Source organism: Pseudophaeobacter sp. C1-32P7, assembly GCF_041008775.1.
In the GTDB taxonomy this organism is placed as follows: Bacteria; Pseudomonadota; Alphaproteobacteria; order Rhodobacterales; family Rhodobacteraceae; genus Phycobacter; species Phycobacter gallaeciensis_A.
This window is the reverse complement of record NZ_JAXGFR010000005.1, coordinates 155282-173549: the sequence shown is the minus strand read 5'-3', so window position 1 is coordinate 173549 and position 18268 is coordinate 155282. Positions and strand designations below refer to the sequence as shown.

At 61.3% G+C, this 18268-nt stretch carries 16 protein-coding genes and 1 tRNA gene; 14 read left to right on the top strand and 3 right to left on the bottom strand.

Going from position 1 to position 18268, the window contains the following annotated elements; genetic code table 11:
- The first annotated feature begins 93 nt into the window (after nucleotides 1-93).
- From SM763_RS09375 to SM763_RS09315, 13 genes are all read left to right on the top strand, one after another.
- Entirely contained in the window at nucleotides 94-792 is a 699-nt protein-coding gene (locus SM763_RS09375; RefSeq protein WP_368998326.1) for a fumarylacetoacetate hydrolase family protein, read from the top strand.
- Between the two features lie 516 nt (nucleotides 793-1308).
- Nucleotides 1309-2355, top strand: coding sequence for a TRAP transporter substrate-binding protein (locus SM763_RS09370; protein ID WP_065271885.1), 1047 nt, complete (start codon nucleotides 1309-1311; stop codon nucleotides 2353-2355).
- A gap of 73 nt (nucleotides 2356-2428) precedes the next feature.
- A complete protein-coding gene (locus SM763_RS09365) occupies nucleotides 2429-3010 on the top strand; it encodes a TRAP transporter small permease (protein WP_065271886.1) in 582 nt (193 codons plus the stop codon).
- A complete protein-coding gene (locus SM763_RS09360; RefSeq protein WP_368998325.1) occupies nucleotides 3007-4512 on the top strand; it encodes a TRAP transporter large permease in 1506 nt (501 codons plus the stop codon). The genes SM763_RS09365 and SM763_RS09360 overlap by 4 nt, the downstream gene beginning before the upstream one ends.
- A 267-nt stretch (nucleotides 4513-4779) precedes the next feature.
- Nucleotides 4780-6318 (top strand): benzoate-CoA ligase family protein, encoded by a 1539-nt coding sequence (locus SM763_RS09355; RefSeq protein ID WP_368998323.1) that lies wholly within the window; start codon nucleotides 4780-4782, stop codon nucleotides 6316-6318.
- The gene (locus SM763_RS09350) at nucleotides 6315-7136 is read left to right on the top strand and encodes an alpha/beta fold hydrolase (protein WP_368998322.1); all 822 of its coding nucleotides are present in this window, start codon (nucleotides 6315-6317) and stop codon (nucleotides 7134-7136) included. The genes SM763_RS09355 and SM763_RS09350 overlap by 4 nt, the downstream gene beginning before the upstream one ends.
- A gap of 1 nt (nucleotide 7137) precedes the next feature.
- On the top strand, nucleotides 7138-7593 hold the full coding sequence (locus SM763_RS09345) for a DUF309 domain-containing protein (RefSeq protein WP_368998321.1): 456 nt from the start codon (nucleotides 7138-7140) through the stop codon (nucleotides 7591-7593).
- 142 nt (nucleotides 7594-7735) lie between these two features.
- Nucleotides 7736-9394: a 2,3-epoxybenzoyl-CoA dihydrolase gene (boxC, locus tag SM763_RS09340; protein ID WP_274833113.1), complete on the top strand. Its 1659-nt coding sequence runs from the start codon at nucleotides 7736-7738 to the stop codon at nucleotides 9392-9394.
- A 51-nt stretch (nucleotides 9395-9445) separates the two neighbouring features.
- Nucleotides 9446-10897: a benzoyl-CoA 2,3-epoxidase subunit BoxB gene (boxB, locus tag SM763_RS09335; protein WP_065271891.1), complete on the top strand. Its 1452-nt coding sequence runs from the start codon at nucleotides 9446-9448 to the stop codon at nucleotides 10895-10897.
- A gap of 85 nt (nucleotides 10898-10982) precedes the next feature.
- A complete protein-coding gene (locus SM763_RS09330) occupies nucleotides 10983-11156 on the top strand; it encodes a hypothetical protein (RefSeq protein WP_165832684.1) in 174 nt (57 codons plus the stop codon).
- Entirely contained in the window at nucleotides 11157-12362 is a 1206-nt protein-coding gene (boxA, locus tag SM763_RS09325; RefSeq protein ID WP_274829911.1) for a benzoyl-CoA 2,3-epoxidase subunit BoxA, read from the top strand. It abuts the gene before it with no gap.
- Nucleotides 12363-12381: 19 nt separating this feature from the next.
- A complete protein-coding gene (locus SM763_RS09320; protein ID WP_065271893.1) occupies nucleotides 12382-12840 on the top strand; it encodes an acyl-CoA thioesterase in 459 nt (152 codons plus the stop codon).
- Nucleotides 12841-12984: 144 nt separating this feature from the next.
- Nucleotides 12985-13902 (top strand): helix-turn-helix transcriptional regulator, encoded by a 918-nt coding sequence (locus tag SM763_RS09315; RefSeq protein ID WP_368998320.1) that lies wholly within the window; start codon nucleotides 12985-12987, stop codon nucleotides 13900-13902.
- A gap of 25 nt (nucleotides 13903-13927) precedes the next feature.
- On the opposite strand, the gene SM763_RS09310 is transcribed toward SM763_RS09315, so the two are convergent.
- Together SM763_RS09310 and SM763_RS09305 are read right to left on the bottom strand one after the other, a co-directional pair.
- Complete coding sequence (locus tag SM763_RS09310; protein WP_368998319.1) at nucleotides 13928-15142, bottom strand: winged helix-turn-helix domain-containing protein; 1215 nt, start codon at nucleotides 15140-15142, stop codon at nucleotides 13928-13930.
- A complete protein-coding gene (locus tag SM763_RS09305) occupies nucleotides 15142-16167 on the bottom strand; it encodes a LacI family DNA-binding transcriptional regulator (protein WP_368998318.1) in 1026 nt (341 codons plus the stop codon). Before SM763_RS09305 ends, SM763_RS09310 begins: the two co-directional genes overlap by 1 nt.
- Before the next feature lie 158 nt (nucleotides 16168-16325).
- On the opposite strand from SM763_RS09305, the gene SM763_RS09300 reads away from it, so the two are divergent.
- Nucleotides 16326-16402 (top strand) — tRNA-Arg (locus SM763_RS09300).
- 165 nt (nucleotides 16403-16567) lie between these two features.
- On the opposite strand, the gene SM763_RS09295 is transcribed toward SM763_RS09300, so the two are convergent.
- Nucleotides 16568-18055: a globin-coupled sensor protein gene (locus tag SM763_RS09295; RefSeq protein WP_065271897.1), complete on the bottom strand. Its 1488-nt coding sequence runs from the start codon at nucleotides 18053-18055 to the stop codon at nucleotides 16568-16570.
- Between the last annotated feature and the right edge of the window lie 213 nt (nucleotides 18056-18268).

Sequence of the window (18268 nt, the reverse complement as noted above, 5' to 3'; positions counted from 1 at the left end):
ATCGGTCCGTGCGGGGCTGCGGGACGGGTTTTCCTGTGCTAGGCATCCATCACGATACCGCAGCCCAGCCCGTGACCATCAGGAGCGCCCGAGATGACCGATACCCTGTTTACCCTGCCCGAAACCGCTACGATCCCGGTTCTGGGAGAGGACCGCACCTATCCCATCGGGCGTATCTTCTGCGTCGGGCGCAACTACGCCGCACATGCTGCCGAGATGGGCAATGAGGTCGACCGCGAAGCGCCCTTTTACTTCACCAAATCCGCAGCCAATGCGATTCTGACCGGCGCTACCGTGCCCTACCCGCTTAGCACCTCTGATTTCCACCACGAGATGGAGCTGGCCGTGGCCATCGGCGCGCCGCTGTTCCGCGCCACACCGGAAGAGGCCCGCACAGCGGTTTATGGCTATGGCAGCGCGCTGGACATGACGCGCCGGGATCTGCAGGGGCAGGCAAAGGACAAACGGCGCCCCTGGGATCTGGGCAAGGATCTGGAGCAAGGCACGGTTTTCGCCCCCCTGACCCGCAGCGCTGACTGGGACGGCCCAGCGGGCAAGCGGATCTGGCTTAGCGTCGACGGTGAAATACGTCAGGATGCCAGCCTGGATGAGATGATCTGGTCGGTCGAGGACATCCTCTGCCACTTGTCGGGTTATTACCACCTGCGGCCGGGCGATCTGATCCTCACCGGCACCCCAGCAGGAGTGGGAGCGGTAACAGCCGGACAGTCGATGACTGGCGGAATCGACGGGTTGAGTCAGGTCGAACTGACCCTCAGCGCCGCTGAATAAGATCAAAGGGACATAGAGCCGCCCCGAAGGTTCGAAACCGTCAAGAATATGTGCGCTGGGTCCATTCCTGATCCCGGCGCCTTGGCCCTATCAATTACTGGGCTGTGCGCAAAGCGTACCACAGTCCTGCGCAGCGATAGGGAGGGTTGCGACCGCAGCGGCAAGGCAGCGATCCGCCGAAATGTCTTTTTTCATGGCTCCTGCGCCAATCAGTGATTGATCTTCACGAAATGAAATGCTGGAATGTATCCGGTATGGCTCAGATATGGAAATCTTGTAACATTTTCTAAACGAGTCTGAGCGCTGATTTGGGACCAGCCAATTCATGAGTGAAAAATGCATGATCTGCTGTTGATGGTTACAAATGCACCAAATAGCAGGAGGTCAGCGAAGTTTGTTTTGTGATCCGCAGGGGTGTGGAGGGGACCAAAACAGAAAGAAAATAGGCAATATATTGCAATAATGTTAGTTGCCTGCATTATGTTGCTTGGAAGTAGGGTCAAAGGGAGGAATCACATGACCACTCGCAGAAAGATTCTTGGCGCAGCAGGCGCGGCGGCCATTGCCGCAGTATGCGCCACATCCGCCTTCGCGCAGGAGGTAACGCTGAAGCTGCACCAATTCCTGCCGGCGCAGGCAAATGTGCCGAAACTGGTTCTGGATGTCTGGGCCGACAACGTTGAGGCCTCCTCGAATGGCCGTATCAAGATCGACCGCTATCCCTCCATGCAGCTGGGCGGCAAGCCGCCGGAACTGATGGACCAGGCCATCGACGGCGTTGCCGACATCGTCTGGACCGTGGTCGGCTACACGCCGGGCCGCTTCCCGTCGACCGAAGTCTTCGAACTGCCCTTCATGATGACCAACGCGCGTGCCACCTCGCACGCTTATTGGGAAATGTTCGAACGCCACATGAAGGACACCGAGTTCAAGGACGTCCACATCCTTGGCACCTGGGTGCACGGCCCCGGTATGATCCACACCACGGATCCGGTTGAAACCCCCGCCGACCTGCAGGGCATGAAGATCCGTGGCGGTTCCCGCTCGGTCAACGCGCTGCTGACCGAACTGGGCGCAACCCCCGTCGGCATGCCGGTTCCCGCGATCCCCGAAGGCCTGTCCAAAGGCGTGATCGACGGCACCACCATCCCGTGGGAAGTCACCACCGCCCTGAAAGTTCCGGAACTGGTCGAGAACCACACCGAATTCACCGGCAAGGCGCTTTATACCCTGACCTTCGTTCTGGCGATGAACAAGGACAAGTATGAAAGCCTGCCCGATGATCTGAAGAAGGCCATCGACGACAACTCCGGTCTGGAGTTCTCCGTCTTCGCCGGCGGCACCCAAGCAGATTCCGACGGCCCGGCCCGCGAATTTGCGCTGGACAACGGCAACAACGTCATCACCCTCAGCCAGGAACAGACCGACGAGTGGCGCGCGCTGGCTCAGCCGATCTACAACAAATGGCTGGCCGACATGACTGAAAAAGGCATCGACGGGCAGGCCCTGCTGGAAGAAGCAACCTACCTGATCGAAAAATACACACCGCAATACGTGAAGTAAGCGGTAGCATAGTCAAAGGGCCGCAGCGCACCCGTGCCGCGGCCCTTTGCGTACTCAGAAAAGGGTAAACACCATGCAAAAGCTCATGATGGGGTTGGCCAGGAAGATGGCCATATTGGGCGGTATGGTCCTCGTTCTCCTGATCATCCTGACCTGCCTTTCGATCATCGGCCGCCTGCTGAACGGCGTGCTGCACGGAAGCCTCATGCAAGGGCTCGCTCCTGCGCTGTCAGACTGGCTGATCAACTACATCGGACCAATCAACGGGGACTTCGAACTGGTAGAGGCCGGCGTGGCATTCGCCATCTTCGCGTTTATCCCACTGTGCCAGATCACATCGGGCCATGCCTCGGTCGACGTGGTGGCAAACGCCTTTCCCGTCAAGGTGAACCGGTTCCTGCGCATGGTGGTCGCGATCCTGTTCGCGGGGGTTCTCGCCCTGATCACAGAACGGCTCGGCGCCGGCATGGTCGGCAAGTACTACAATGGCGAGACGTCGTTCCTGCTCGAGTTTCCTACCTGGTGGGCCTATGCCGCCAGCCTCTTCGCCTCCAGCATGGCTGCTGTGGTGGCGATCTATGTCGCGATCGTGCGTACAACCGAATTTATGACCGGCCGCATTGAGCTGTGGGACGGTGTGGAGGGTGAGCAGTGACAGCTCTTGAAATCGGAATATCCTCATTCCCCATCCTGATGATCCTGATCTTCCTTCGGGTTCCCATCGGGCTTTCGATGTTCCTGGTGGGCCTGGTCGGGTTGATCCTGGTCACCGACGGAACCCAGGTTGCCTTTGGTCGCCTGAAAAGCGAGACCTACTCGACCTTTTCCTCTTATTCTCTGACCATCGTGCCGATGTTCCTGCTGATGGGCCATTTCGCGACGCTGGGCGGCATGTCATCCGCCCTATTCAAGGCGGCCGCGAGTTTCCTGGGCCACAGGAAAGGCGGCGTCGCCATGGCATCGATCGGGGCTTGCGCCGGCTTTGGCGCGATCTGCGGCTCCTCTCTCGCCACAGCGGCAACCATGGGCCGTGTCGCCCTGCCCGAGCTGAAGGAATACGGCTATGCCGGTGGCTTCTCGACCGCAACACTGGCGGCGGGCGGCACGCTAGGCATCCTGATCCCGCCCTCGGTGGTGCTGGTGATCTACGCCATCCTGACCGAACAGAATATCGCCAAGCTGTTCCTTGCAGCCTTCATCCCCGGCCTGCTGGCGGCTCTTGGGTATGTCATCGCGATTTCGATCTACGTGCGCATGTACCCCAAAAGCGCGGGCACCCGCCCCTCGGTTCCCTGGGCGGAACGGATGGAAAACCTGGTCAAGGTCTGGCCAGTTCTGCTGGTCTTTGGCCTTGTGGTGGGCGGCATCTACGCCGGTTGGTTCACCCCGACTGAAGGTGCAGCCGTAGGCGCATTCGGCACCGGGTTCATCGCCTGGCTGAATGGCGGTCTGAACCGTGAAACCATGGTCGACAGCTTCATCGTTACCGCCCGTTCGACCGCGATGATCTTCTTCATCGTGCTGGGCGCCGGCTTCTACAACGGCTTCCTCGCCCTCACCAAGGTACCACAGGAACTGGCAGATTTCGTCGTCAGCCAGGGGCTGAGCCCATGGATGGTTCTGGCGCTGATCCTGGCCTTCTACCTGGTCTTTGGGTGCCTGATGGACAGCCTGTCGATGATTCTGCTGACCATCCCGATCTTCTTCCCGGTGATCTCGGTGATGGACTTCGGCCTGTTGTCCCTGCCCGCGATGCAGGCGGATGCCGCGATGGAGGTGCTGCGCAACGGGGTGCCGGATGGCATGGGGGCTGAAATGCTGGCCTCGATACAGGAAGCCATCGCCAACGGCATGGAACTGACCCGCGAGCAGATGAAGGAACTGGGCATCCGCGTCACCGAAGGTCGCGTCAACCGGATCGAATCGGAGTACGTCGCCATCTGGTTCGGCATTCTGGTGCTGATCGTGGTCGAGGTTGGCCTGATCACCCCGCCTGTGGGGATGAACCTGTTCATTATCAATGCGATGGACCGGACCACCCGCATGGTCGACACCTACAAGGCGGTGATGTTCTTTGTGGCATCGGACATCATCCGGGTGATTATCCTGGTCGCCTTCCCGATCATCACGCTGCTGCCGCTGATGCTGCTGCACTGACCATCGGGTCCGACGACCCCTGCAATTGATCCCCCCGTCAGACCTCTGGCGGGGGGATTTTTTGTCTGCAAGCCACCAGACCGGCCCGCCTTGCACCTGCATCGGCGGAAATATGTGCAAAATAGTGCAATTTATTGCAGCGATATGTTGCATTATTTTGCGACCGGTGCATTAATCCGTCCCAGATCAAGACTGCGCCGCCGGGGAGGGCCGCGCAGGCCGCCGGAGCGCCCCGCGCCTTCCGCGGCACATCAGGGAGGAGCGAGGATGACACCCAGCGGCAATGCGGCAGGATATTTTGTGGATCGCCACCGGAGCGAGCGCCCGGACAAGGTGGCCTTCCGGGAGGCCGCCGGCGCGCAGCGGCAGCTTACCTATGGCGATCTGGCCGAAAGCTCGGACCGGATGGCAGGCGCCCTGCGCCGGGCGGGCATAGCCCGCGAATCCCGCGCCGCCATGCTGGTGCTGGATCAGATCGAATTCCCGCAGATTTTCTGGGGCGCGCTCAAGGCCGGTGTCGTGCCGGTGCCGCTCAACACCCTGCTGTCCACCTCGGTTTACGAGGTCATCCTGAAAGACAGCCGCGCCACCATCCTGTTTGTCAGCGCCGCCTTGTGGCCAGTGGTGGAACCCGCCGTCGCCGCCTGCCCGGATCTACAGCGCGTCGTGGTGATCGGCGGCGAGACACCGGAAGGCTGCGACAGTTTCGAGGATTTCCTCGCCGGGGCAGAGCCGATGGAGGCCGTGGCCTGCTGCCCTGATGAAACCGCCTTCTGGCTTTATTCCTCTGGCTCCACCGGGCAACCCAAGGGCGTGCGCCATGTGCATGGGGCGCTGGCTGCCACCGCCGACACCTATGGCGCGCAGGTGCTTCAGGTGGCCGAGGACGATGTAATCTTCTCGGCGGCAAAACTGTTCTTCGCCTATGGGCTGGGCAATGGCATGACCTTCCCGCTGTCGGCGGGCGCCACCACCATCCTGTTCGATGGCCGTCCGACACCGGACTCGGTGCTGTCGATCCTCGATTCAGAAAAGCCAACCCTCTATTGCGGTGTGCCGACGCTTTATGCGGCCACGGTTGCGGCGCTGGAAACCGCCGAGAAACCTGACGCGCCCCTGCGCCGCTGCATTTCTGCAGGTGAAGCCCTACCCGAAGAGGTCGGCCGCAAATGGGAAGACATCTGGGGCGTCGAAATCCTCGATGGTGTCGGGTCGACCGAGATGCTGCATATCTTCCTGTCGAATGCGCCGGGCGATGTGGTCTATGGCACCTCCGGCGTGGCGGTGCCGGGGTACGAACTGCGGCTGGTGGACGAGAACGACGAAGAAGTGCCCGCGGGGGGCATCGGCGAACTTCTGGTGCGCGGTGCCTCGGCCGCCGAAGGATACTGGAACCAACGCGGCAAGAGCCGCAGCACTTTCGAAGGCGAATGGACCCGCACCGGCGACAAATACGAACGCGGCGCGGATGGCCGTTTCATCTACTGTGGCCGTACCGATGATATGTTCAAGGTCTCCGGAATCTGGCTGTCTCCGTTTGAGCTGGAACAAGCGCTGGTCGCCCATCCCGCCGTGCTGGAAGCTGCCGTTGTGCCCGCCCGCGACGAGGAGGGTCTGGAAAAACCCAAGGCCCATATCGTGCTGAAGGACGGGACCGGGAACGACGCCCTGACCGCCGATCTCAAGGCGTTTGTGAAGGAAAAGGTCGGCAAGTGGAAATATCCGCGCTGGATCGTCTATGCCGACGACCTGCCCAAGACGGCAACCGGCAAGATCCAGCGCTTCAAATTGCGGGAGGATGCATGATGGCGTTTGAATGGGGTGGAAGTGGCACGGTCACGGCAGGCGGTGCCAATCTGGAATATGCCTGCCATGGGCCTGCGCCCGATCAGGCGCCAACCCTTGTGCTGCTGCACGAAGGGCTAGGCTGCGTGGCGCTGTGGCGCGATTTTCCCGAAAAACTGGCTGCGGCCACCGGCTGGGGCGTCTTTGTCTATTCTCGTCAGGGCTATGGCCAATCCGATCCCGTGACCCTGCCCCGGCCGCTCGATTTCATGACCCGCGAGGCAAAGGACGTGCTGCCCGTGCTGCTGGATACCATCGGTCTGGAGCATGGCGTGTTGATGGGCCACAGCGACGGCGCCACTATCGCGGCGATCTACGGCGGCAGCGTGCTGGACCACCGGGTGCGCGGGCTGATTCTGATGGCCCCGCATTTCTTCACCGAACCGGGCGGCCTTGCGGAAATCGCCAAGGCGAAAGAGGCCTATGACAGCGGCGATCTGAAGGAAAAGCTGGCGAAATACCACAAGGACCCCGAAGGCGCCTTCCGCGGATGGAACGATGTCTGGCTCGACGAAGGCTTCCGTGACTGGGACGTAGCAGATGTGATCGACTATCTGCGGGTGCCGGTTCTGGCCATTCAGGGCCGCGAGGACCAATACGGCACCCTCGCCCAGGTCGAGGTGATCGAGGAACGCACCTATTGCCCCTGCGATATGCTGGTGCTGGAGGATTGTCGCCACAGCCCACAACAGGACCAGCCACAAAAGGTCATCGACGCGGTCGCCGAATTCACCAGCCGTCTGGCCCGGATCGAGGCCGCCGAGGTCGAAACCGCCTGACATGGCCCGCTTTCCGGATCCGCCGCACGCCCATATCCCGGGCCAGACGCCCCGACATCTGGAAGGCACCTTCGATGCGATCTGCGAGACAGCAAGACCGGAACAGCCCCTTGGGGCTGTTTTCGCGTCAGACGCGTGGCGCGCCGGATGTCAGTATTTCCGGACCGGTTATTTCTGGGAAGCACATGAGGTCTGGGAAGCGGTCTGGATGGCCCTGCCTGATCCCTCGGCCGAACGACGACTAGTGCAGGGGATGATCCAGCTCGCGAATGCAGCGCTGAAGCAGAAGATGCAGCGCCCGCGCGCGGTGCAGCGGCTCTGCGATATCGCCGACGCGCAGATGACCGACCTGCCAGGGGCGCTGTGGATCACCGCAGACCTGCAGGAGGATCAGATTCGGACGCAGCTGCTAGACCTTCGCCGCCAGACCGAGAACACCACAAAAAGTGCATTATAATGCATTATCAAAGCGGATACTCCGCAACCACACCGCAATATTCTGCATTATTCTGCCGAAATAAGGCACTATTATGCATCTTTTCCTTTGCCAGCCTGCAAAGCTGCGGTAGGTTACTCACAACAGAACTCAGGAGCGCGACATGCCCCAGGCAATCGATTTTCAAACCGACCCTTCGAAGTATCGCCACTGGCGGGTGGAGTATGATGGCCCCATCGCAAACCTCTACATGGATGTGGACGAAGACGGCGGCCTGTTCGACGGCTACCAGCTGAAGCTCAATTCCTACGATCTGGGCGTCGACATCGAACTCTCTGACATCGTGCAGCGGATGCGGTTCGAACACCCCGAGGTCAAGGTGGTGATCATGCGCTCGGGCAAGGACAAGGTATTCTGCGCCGGCGCCAATATCCGCATGCTGGGCGGCGCCAGCCACGCCCACAAGGTGAACTTCTGTAAATTCACCAACGAGACCCGCAACACCTACGAGGCCGCCGAGGCGGACTCGGGTCAGAAGTACATTGCCGCCGTTCAGGGCGCCTGCGCCGGTGGTGGCTATGAACTGGCCCTCGCCTGCAACTACATCATGCTGACCAATGACAGCGCCTCCTCTGTCGCCCTGCCCGAAGTGCCGCTGCTGGCGGTTCTGCCCGGCACCGGCGGGCTGACCCGCGTCACCGACAAACGCAAGGTGCGCCGCGATCTGGCCGATATCTTCTGCTCGGTCGAAGAAGGCGTCAAAGGCCAGCGCGCCGTCGACTGGCGTCTAGTGGATGAGGTGGTGCCGAATTCGAAATTCGCCGACACCGTTGCCGAACGCGCCCAGGAATTTGCTGCTGCAAGCAGTAAGGCAGACGGGCTGACCGGCATCACCCTGGGCCCGATCACCCGCAGCTTTGGCGAGGATTCGATCACCTATACGCTGGTCGAGGTCGAAATCGACCGCAAAGGCGGCCGTGCCACCGTGACCCTGAAAGGCCCCGATGGCGATGCCCCGGCAGATACCGCTGCGCTGCAGGCCGAAGGCGATCAGACCTACCTGCTGCGTCTGGCGCGCGAGCTGGACGATGCCATCCTGCATCTGCGCCTCAATGAACGCGAAGTCGGCACCGTGGTGTTCCAGACCCAAGGCGACGCCGAAAAACTGCTGGCGCATGAAGCGCTGCTGCTGAACAACCGCGATCACTGGCTGGCCAATGAAATCCTGATGTACTGGAAGCGCCTGCTGAAACGCGTCGACATGACCTCGCGCTCGCTGGTGGCCGTGGTCGAACACGGCTCCTGCTTTGCCGGGCCGCTGGCGGAGCTGCTGTGGGCCGTCGACCGCTCCTACATGATGCTGGAGGAATTCGAAGGCGACAATCGCCCGCTGGCCGCCATCACCCTCAGCGAAGGGAACTTTGGCACCTATCCGATGGGCAACGACCTGACGCGGCTTCAGACCCGGTTCCTCGGCACCCCCGAGTCGGTCGAGGCGCTGCGCGATCATATCGGTGAGCCGCTGGAGGCCGATCAGGCCGAAGAGCTGGGCCTTGTGACCTATGCCTTTGACGATATCGACTGGGAGGACGAGGTGCGCATCTTCCTTGAGGAACGCGCCAGCTTCAGCCCCGATGCGATGACCGGCATGGAGGCCAACCTGCGCTTTGCCGGGCCCGAGACGATGGAAACCCGTATCTTTGGCCGCCTGACCGCCTGGCAGAACTGGATCTTCCAGCGCCCCAACGCGGTGGGCAGCGATGGCGCCCTGCAGCGCTACGGCACCGGCCAGCGCGGCGAATACAACATGGAACGCGTGTAACCAGGAAATACAGCGGTAGCCCAAGGCGGCGCCGCGTGACGGAGGAACGATATGCTTGATCTCATCAATGTCAGCTATGACACCCAGATTCCCAACAACGTTGGCCTGTCCAGCGACAAGAAGGTGCTGAAGGCGCTGGAAAAATGGCACCCCGGTTACATCAACTGGTGGAACGACCTGATCCCGCAGAACTTTCAGGAATCGATGGTCTACCTGCGCACCGCGGTTTCGGTCGACCCCAAAGGCTGGGCCAAATTCGACTACGTGAAGATGCCGGAATACCGCTGGGGCGTGCTGCTGGCGCCGCAGGTCGAAGGCCGCACCATCCCGATGGGCGAACACTATGGCGAACCTGCTTGGCAGGAGGTTCCGGGCGAATACCGCAACATGCTGAAGCGCCTGATCGTCATTCAGGGCGATACCGAGCCGGGCTCGGTCGAGCAGCAGCGGTTCCTCGGCCTCACCGCGCCGTCGCTCTATGACATGCGCAACCTGTTCCAGGTCAACGTCGAGGAAGGCCGCCATCTCTGGGCGATGGTCTACCTGCTGCAGAAATACTTTGGCCGCGATGGCCGCGAAGAAGCGAACGAGCTGCTGATCCGCTCCTCCGGCTCCGAAGAGGCGCCGCGGATGCTGGGTGCCTTTAACGAGGAAACACCGGACTGGTTGTCCTTCTTCATGTTCACTTATTTCACCGACCGCGACGGCAAGATGCAGCTGGAATCGCTGGCACAATCGGGCTTTGACCCGCTGTCGCGCACCTGCCGCTTCATGCTGACCGAAGAGGCGCACCACATGTTCGTGGGCGAAACCGGTGTGGGCCGGACCATTCAGGCCACCTGCGAAGCGATGAACAAGGCCGGGATCACCGACCCCTATGACATCAACAAGATCCGCGATCTGGGTGTCATTGACCTGCCCACCATCCAGAAAAAGCTGAACCTGCACTACACGCTGTCACTTGATCTCTTTGGTCAGGAAGTCTCCACCAACGCCGCCAATGCCTTCAACTCGGGCATTAAGGGGCGTTACATGGAAATGCGCCTGAAAGACGACCACAAGCTGACCAACGACACCTACGTGGTACGCACCGTCAAGGATGGTCAGATCGTCGCCGAAGAGGTCCCCGCCCTGACCGCGATCAACATGCGTCTGCGCGACGACTACGTCAAAGACGCCGCAGGTGGCGTGGGCCGCTGGAACAAGATCATCGAAAAGCACGGCATCGAATTCGAGATGAAGCTGCCGCACGAAGGCTTCCACCGCCAGATCGGCGTATTCTCCGCAGTGCGCTGCGACCCCGAAGGCAACATCATCTCGCAAGAGCAGTGGGACGCCAAGGTCAAGGACTGGCTGCCCAACAAGGAAGATGGCGCCTTTATCCAGTCGCTGATGAAACCGGTCTACGAGCCGGGCAAATACGCCAGCTGGATTTCGCCGCCCAAGGTCGGCATCGACAACAAGCCGGGCGATTTCGAATACGTGAAACTGCACATGGCATAAGCAGGGTTTAACCCTCTCTTTGCCGGCGCCTGTCACACTGACCGGCAGGCGCCGGAATTCAACAGCCAGACCGGAGGATCCCCAGATGGACATCACCCGCAGCCAAGCTGAAACGCCCAATGCCAACCGTGTGTCGGTTCAGATCAATGGCCTCAAAGGCCCCTGTGTGGGCTGTTCCGACTGTGTCGGCATGTGTCGCGAGCTGATCGATGCGCTGACCGTGCCCGATGCGATCCTCAAAAAAGCGCCGAGAAGCTGAATGACAAACGCCCCCACCGCGCCGCTGAAACAGCATCTGATCGATCCCGAGATCTGCATCCGCTGCTACACCTGCGAAATGACCTGCCCCGAAGAGGCGATCGAGCATGACGACATGAACGTCGTGGTCGACGCGGAGAAATGCAATTTCTGCATGGATTGCATCCCGGTCTGCCCGACCGGTTCAATCGACGAATGGCGGGTGGTGAACACCCCCTATTCGGTGGATGAGCAGTTCGAATGGATGGAACTGCCCGAGCAGGAAGAGATTTCCGGCGGCGACGCTGCCGAAGGCGATGTCGAGGCGATGGACGATGCCGTTGCTGCGCTGCTGGCCGATGCCCATGCCGGCGCGGGCGGCAAGGCGACCGCCCCCGCGAGCGCCAGCAAGCCGGTGATCAACATGTACACCCCCGGCAAACCGGCCCGGGTCAAGGTGCAGGGCAATTACCGGCTGACCGACAAGGACAGCGACAGCGATGTGCGCCACATCATCCTGGATCCGGCGGGCCTGCCCTTTCCGGTTCTCGAAGGCCAAAGCATCGGTATCATCCCCCCCGGCACCGACGCCGAAGGCAAAGCGCATCTGCCGCGGCTTTATTCCGTGTCCAGCCCGCGCGACGGCGAACGCCCCGGATACCACAACATCTCGCTGACCGTGAAACGCGAGGAACAGGGCCTGTGCTCCAACTATGTCTGCGACCTTGCTGCGGGCGACGAGGTACAGGTGACAGGGCCCTTCGGCGCCACCTTCCTGCTGCCCTCGGATCCGGCTGCTGACATCATGATGATCTGCACCGGCACCGGCTCGGCCCCCTTCCGCGCCTTCACCATGCGCCGCCTGCGTGAGGCACCGCATGAGACCGGCAAGATGACCCTGATCTTTGGCGCCCGCCGCCCGGGTGAGCTGCCCTACTTCGGCCCGCTAAAAAAGATCCCCGATACGTTCATGACCAAGCTCTTTGCCTTTTCCCGGCAGGAGGACGCGCCCAAGCAATACGTGCAGGACCGGCTGCGCGAGGAATCCGACCGGGTTGCCGCGCTGATGCAGAACCCGGCGGGCCATATCTATATCTGCGGGCTGAAAGCAATGGAACAAGGCGTCGAAGAAGCCTTGCGTGATATTGCCCGCTCCCATGGTTTGAACTGGGCCGAACTGCGCGATAAGATGCGCACCGACGGACGTTACCACGTCGAAACCTATTGAGCCGCAGGACAAAACCCAGATGACAGACCAGATCGCCCCCGCCGGACAGGACGCCGGGACGGAGAACTTCGTGCACGAAATCCGCGTCGGTTGGGGCGACTGCGATCCGGCCAAGATCGCCTATACCGGCCGCCTGCCCGCCTTTGCGCTGGAGGCGATCGATGCCTGGTGGGAACATAACCTGGATGGCGATGGCTGGTTCCAGATGGAACTGGACCGCGGCACCGGCACCCCCTTCGTGAACATGAACATCGATTTCCGGTCGCCGGTGACCCCACGCCACCGGCTGATGTGCGAGGTCTGGCCCTGCAAGCTCGGCACCAAATCGATCACCTTCCGGGTAGATGCACGGCAGGACGGTGTTTTGTGTTTCGAAGGCACCTTTACCTGCGTCTTTATCGATCCGACCAATTTCACCGCCAAGGCGGCACCCCCGGATTACCGCGCCGTGGTCGAACCCCGGTTGCGCCCGGCCTAGGTTCCCATTCCCCGCTCCCGCGCCCCACTGACGTGGGGTCCCGCAAGATAATGCACTCCGCAGCCGCGCCCGTACCGGTTTTCATTTGAACCGGATGCGGCAGCGCCTTAAGTTTGTGTATTATGTTTCATATATCGGCGCCGCATGAGTGAGATCACCAATTTCCGGGGCGAAACCCGGCCCGCGCAGGGCAAAAGCGAGATCGACCAGGTCGTTCCCGCCCTGATTGCGCGCGTGGGGGAACGGGTCCGCAAGGCACGCGAGCGCAAGGGTATTCCGCGCCGGGTTCTATCGGACCGTTCGGGTGTGTCGCCGCGCTATCTGGCGCAGCTGGAGGCCGGAGAGGGTAATATCTCCATCGGGCTGTTGCAACGGGTGGCCGTGGCGCTGGATCACCGCATCGAATGGCTGATCGGCGAAGAGGATCCCTGGACCTCGGACGCGGTGCGGGTGGCGGATCTTTATCGCGGCGCCACCAGCAGCACCCAGCAGGCGGTTCTGGACCTCTTGGCGCCGCAGACGCCGGAAACCCAGCGCGCCGGGCGCGTCTGTCTGGTGGGTCTGCGCGGTGCAGGCAAATCGACCCTTGGCAGCATGGCGGGCAAGGAGCTGGGCATTCCCTTTGTCGAGCTCAACAGCGAAATCGAAAGCCAGTCCGGCATGCCGGTGTCCGAACTGATGGCGCTTTACGGCCAGGAAGGCTACCGCCAACTGGAGGCGCAGGCGATCAACCGCATCATCGCAACCCATGACAGCCTGATCCTGGCCGTCGCGGGCGGCATCGTCGCCGAACCGGAGACCTACACCAACGTTCTGGCGCATTTTCACACCATCTGGATCAAGGCCCGGCCCGATGAACATATGGCGCGGGTGCGGGCGCAGGGCGATGAACGCCCGATGGCGGGCAACCCCGAGGCGATGGAACAGCTCCGCTCGATCCTGACCAGCCGCGAGGCCCTGTATGGCAGGTCGCTGGCGCAACTGGACACCTCGGATCAGACCGTGGATCAGTCTCTGGCCAGCCTGATCACCATGGTCCAGGAGCGCGGCTTTACCGGCTGATCCGGATTGCATCCGCAAGCTTGTCTCATATCGGGTCGCGCAACCAATCATCGGCGAAGGCAACGATTTGCAGCCCGGCGAAGCGCGCCACCCTGTCCAGTTCCGCCTCCAGCCTGCCGATACGCGGCGCTGACCAGCTGACCCCGCGCTCGGGCCAGACGGCGGTAACATTCAGCTGCCCCGCGCCGCGATCCGCTTTCATGTCGATCCGCCCCACCAGACGCTCCCGCTCCATCAGCGGGAAGACGTAGTAACCGAATTTGCGCTTGGGTGCGGGGGTGAAGACCTCGATCCGATAGTGAAAGCCGAACAGGCGTTCGACCCGCTTGCGATCGCGCAGGGCCGGGTCAAAGGGGCTCAGCACCCGCATCCGCCCCGGCGCCGGACCCAACGCCTCGGCCTGTTCCACGATGCCCGGGCGCGCCAGCACCCGGCGCCAGCCACCATCGGCCTGTTCGATCTCGACCTCCTCAAGGGCGCCAGATTGCAGCTGCGCCGCTGCCCATTCCTTTGCCTCAGTGGCCGAGGCAGTATCCCAGAAGGCCGCGAGTTCGCCCGAGGTGGCAAAACCCAACCGATCCATCGCGCCATTGCACAGCCAGTCGACCGTCGCCGCCACATCCACAGGCGCGGCGTCCGGGTGCAGGTGTTCGTCGATCACCCGCTCGGTCAGGTCATAGCGTTTCTGAAACCCCTCGCGCCCGACCACCGTCAGCGCGCCGGACCGCCAGAGGTATTCCAGCGCGGTCTTGGAGGGATGCCAGTCCCACCAGCCGCCCGATCCCTTCTTCTCGTCCTTGCCGATATCCGATGAGCTGATCGCCCCGTGATCGCGGATATGTTCCAGCACGGTGGCAAACTGCGCCTCGAACCCGTCCCGCCGCCAGTTGCGCCAGCGGCTGCGCAGCAGATCGGCATCGCGCTGAAACCTAAGATGCCAATGGGGATAAAAATCCATCGGGATCACGGCGGCATCGTGGGTCCAGTGTTCGAACAGTCCCCGGTCGGCCTCGTACAGGCGTTTCAGATGGGCGGGGCGATAACTGGGCCTGCGGGAATAGAGGATCACATCATGCGCGCGCGCAACCGTGTTGATACTGTCGAGCTGCACAAACCCGAGCCGCGAAATCAGATCCAGCAGGTCAGCGCCCTTTGATGGGCCGCTCGGCGCCTCCAGCAGCGCGTGCCGGTCCAGAAACAGCCGCCGCGCCGCCCGGTTGCCCAGCCGTGCCCGCGCCATCAGCGCCGTTTCAGCGTATCGCCATAGGCGATGGTCGGGGTCAGGGTCACGTGGCGTTCGATCTCGGCGTCGGGATCTTCCAGCTGCGCGGCAATGATCTCCGCCGCCTTGCGCCCGATTTCCTGACGGCAGGCATCCATGGTGGCCAGCTTGCGCGGCAGACCCTGCAACAGTTCAACGCCGTTGAAACCCGCAAGGCCGATCTGCCCTGGCACGTCGATGCCCTGCTCCAGCAGATACAGCAGCCCACCAGCCCCGATCATGTCATTGGAGTAATAGAGGAAATCCAGATCCGGAGAGCGTTCCAGCATTTCTGCCGTCATCTCGCGCCCCTTGGCCAGCGCCGAGCCGCCGGAATAGAAGGCGCGATCTTCGATCTCGACGCCTTCCTTGGCCAGCGCCTCGGTGAACCCTTCGAAGCGTTTGCGGGCGCGGTGGTCCAGCGGCATCTTGGTGCCCATGAAGCCGATGTGACGGTAGCCGGCTTTGATGATCGCCTTGGCCATTTCGCTGCCCGCACGGCGGTGGGAAATCCCGACCATGGCATCCACCGGCTTGCCATCGGTGTCCATGATCTCGACCACCGGAATGCCCGAGGCATTGAGCATCGCGCGCGCCGCCTCGGTATGTTCAAGCCCGGCGATGATCACCCCCGAGGGCCGCCAGGACAGCATCTCGTAAAGGACCTTTTCCTCTTTTTCCGGCTGATAGTCTGTTACCCCGACGACTGGCTGCAGCTCGGTGTTTTCCAGCACCTTGTTCACCCCGGTCAACACCTCGGGAAAAACCATGTTCGACAACGAAGGAATGATCACCGCCACCAGATTGACCCGTTTCGACGCCAGCGCACCGGCGATCTTGTTGGGCACATAGCCCAGTTCCTTGGCCGCGGTCAGAACTTTGGTACGGGTCTTTTCCGACACGTCCCCGCGGTTGCGCAGCACCCGGCTGACGGTCATTTCCGAAACACCTGTGGCTTCCGAGACATCACGAAGGGTGAGCGGGCGCTTGTTGTCGGTGGTCACGGGCGTGGACCTCTTTGATTGTTTCCTGAGCGATGTTAGCGCAGACGGCGATGACAACACAATGGCAACCACGCCGACCTGCCGGATCTGAAAAATACGACCACGCAGCCACATAGCATTGTGATGGCAGATGTGATTTGCTATCGCCTGAAACGCGCGGCCCCGTGGCTCAACTGGATAGAGCAGCCCCCTCCTAAGGGGCAGGTTGCAGGTTCGAATCCTGCCGGGGTCGCCAGTGATCAACTATTGGAAGATCAGGTTTGGGGTCCGGGTCACAGAACTGGAAAGGCGCCGTATTCGGTTGCCCATGTTCTGCCGTTTCGCGTTGGCAACATGTCAGACCAGGCACCGCCACCGACCAGTGTCAGCGGCGGATAGGTCGTGCCCGCGCCCCCGGTTTTCAGGCGGCGTTGGCTTCGGTGCCGTCTACTGAATTGGCTAGGTAGGCTTCGAACTCCTGGTCCATCCGGCCCTCGGCTCCACCCACCGCATGAAGCCCAAGGGTACTGAACCCATCCATGCTGGTCTTCAGTCGGCCCGAATCCTCGGCAAGCTTCGATGTGGTTTCATAAACCGCACCCGCCCGGGTGGCGTTATCCAGCGTGGTCTGGCCCAGATCGCTCATGCTGCTGTCGATTTCCTGCAGGCTGAGCGATTGACGAGAGATTACCCCGGAGATTTCCGACATCAGCTGCGAGACGTCGATCACGCCTTGACGAATGCCGGACAGGCTTTGCCCCGTGGCGCGAACCAGATCGCTGCCATCGTTGACGTGGATCGAGCTTTCGGCAATCAGGGCCTTGATCTCGTTCGCGGAATCCGACGCCCGCGCCGCAAGCGAGCGCACCTCGGAGGCGACCACGGCAAATCCGCGCCCGGCCTCTCCGGCCCGGGCCGCCTCGACCCCGGCGTTCAGCGCCAGAAGGTTGGTCTGAAAACTGATATCCTCGATCACATCTACGATTTTGGCGATTTTCGACGAAGACGTTTCGATACGTTCCATCGCTTCGATGGCCCTCTCCACCACAAGACCGCCTTCTTCGGCATCCTTACGGTTCAAGTCCGAGTGTCGACTGGCCTTCTCGACCATATGGGTGGCCTCGGTGGTGCCAGCGGAGACATGGCTGACGGCGGCGACGGCCTCTTCCAGGGTGGCCGCCTGCTGTTCAGCGCGCTCTGCCATTTCCCGTGTTAGCTCCGAGGTTGAGCTGATTTTGTCGGCAACCGAATTGGCGCGTGTTGTGGCATCGGAAATGATCCCAGACCAGCGGCCAAGCAGATTGTTGTAAGATTCTCGGATCCCGTCGAACCGCGCCGGAATCCCGTCTTCTTGTCGGATCGGCCTGGTCAGGTTGCCCTTCTCCAGCTCGAAAATACCGGTGGTCAGCACGTCCAGTGCCTTGCTGTGTTCGGCATGCTGCGCCTCGAAATAGGAGGCGATCACCCGCTCGCAATCGGCCATCATCAACCGGTTCACCAGTTGGACCTGTTTTGACAGCACCGCCCGGCTGGTCATCCGCTTGCGCACCAGGATATCCATCATATCGGCCCCGGCCGAGGAATAGCCGCCGAGATACTGAATGAAAGGCAGGCGCAACTCGTAGTGAACCCTGCCGACCCGAGCAGCGGAATCAAAATACTCCTGGTCGAACCGCCCCGAGAACAGCCGCTGCCAATGCGCCTTCTGGGCCGCTTTGGCGTGGGCAACCACCTTGTCATCGGCAAAGAAACGGCGGGTTTCCTCGCGTTCCAGCACGCGATCATAAAACCGCTCCAGCACCCGGCCGAGGTGCGGCACGAGCAGTTTTTCGGTCTGGGCGATCAGATCCTTGCTATCGGTATCAAGAGAAAACCACTGGAAAAAACTCTGATGATCTGTGGATGACATGTGACGCCCGTACCCTTGTTAAACTTGTGATCTTTCTGCCTTGCAGCATTTGATGACTAGTTAAAGACGTGCGTGAAAGTTACAAGAATACCGACCTAAACCTTTGTGGTGAAATGATTTTAATTCACCATAAATTCGATTATTGAAATCTAAAAAAGAGAGCAGCATACCGCATGCACCCCGCCTTACGCCAAGGGTCCGCATTAAACGGTT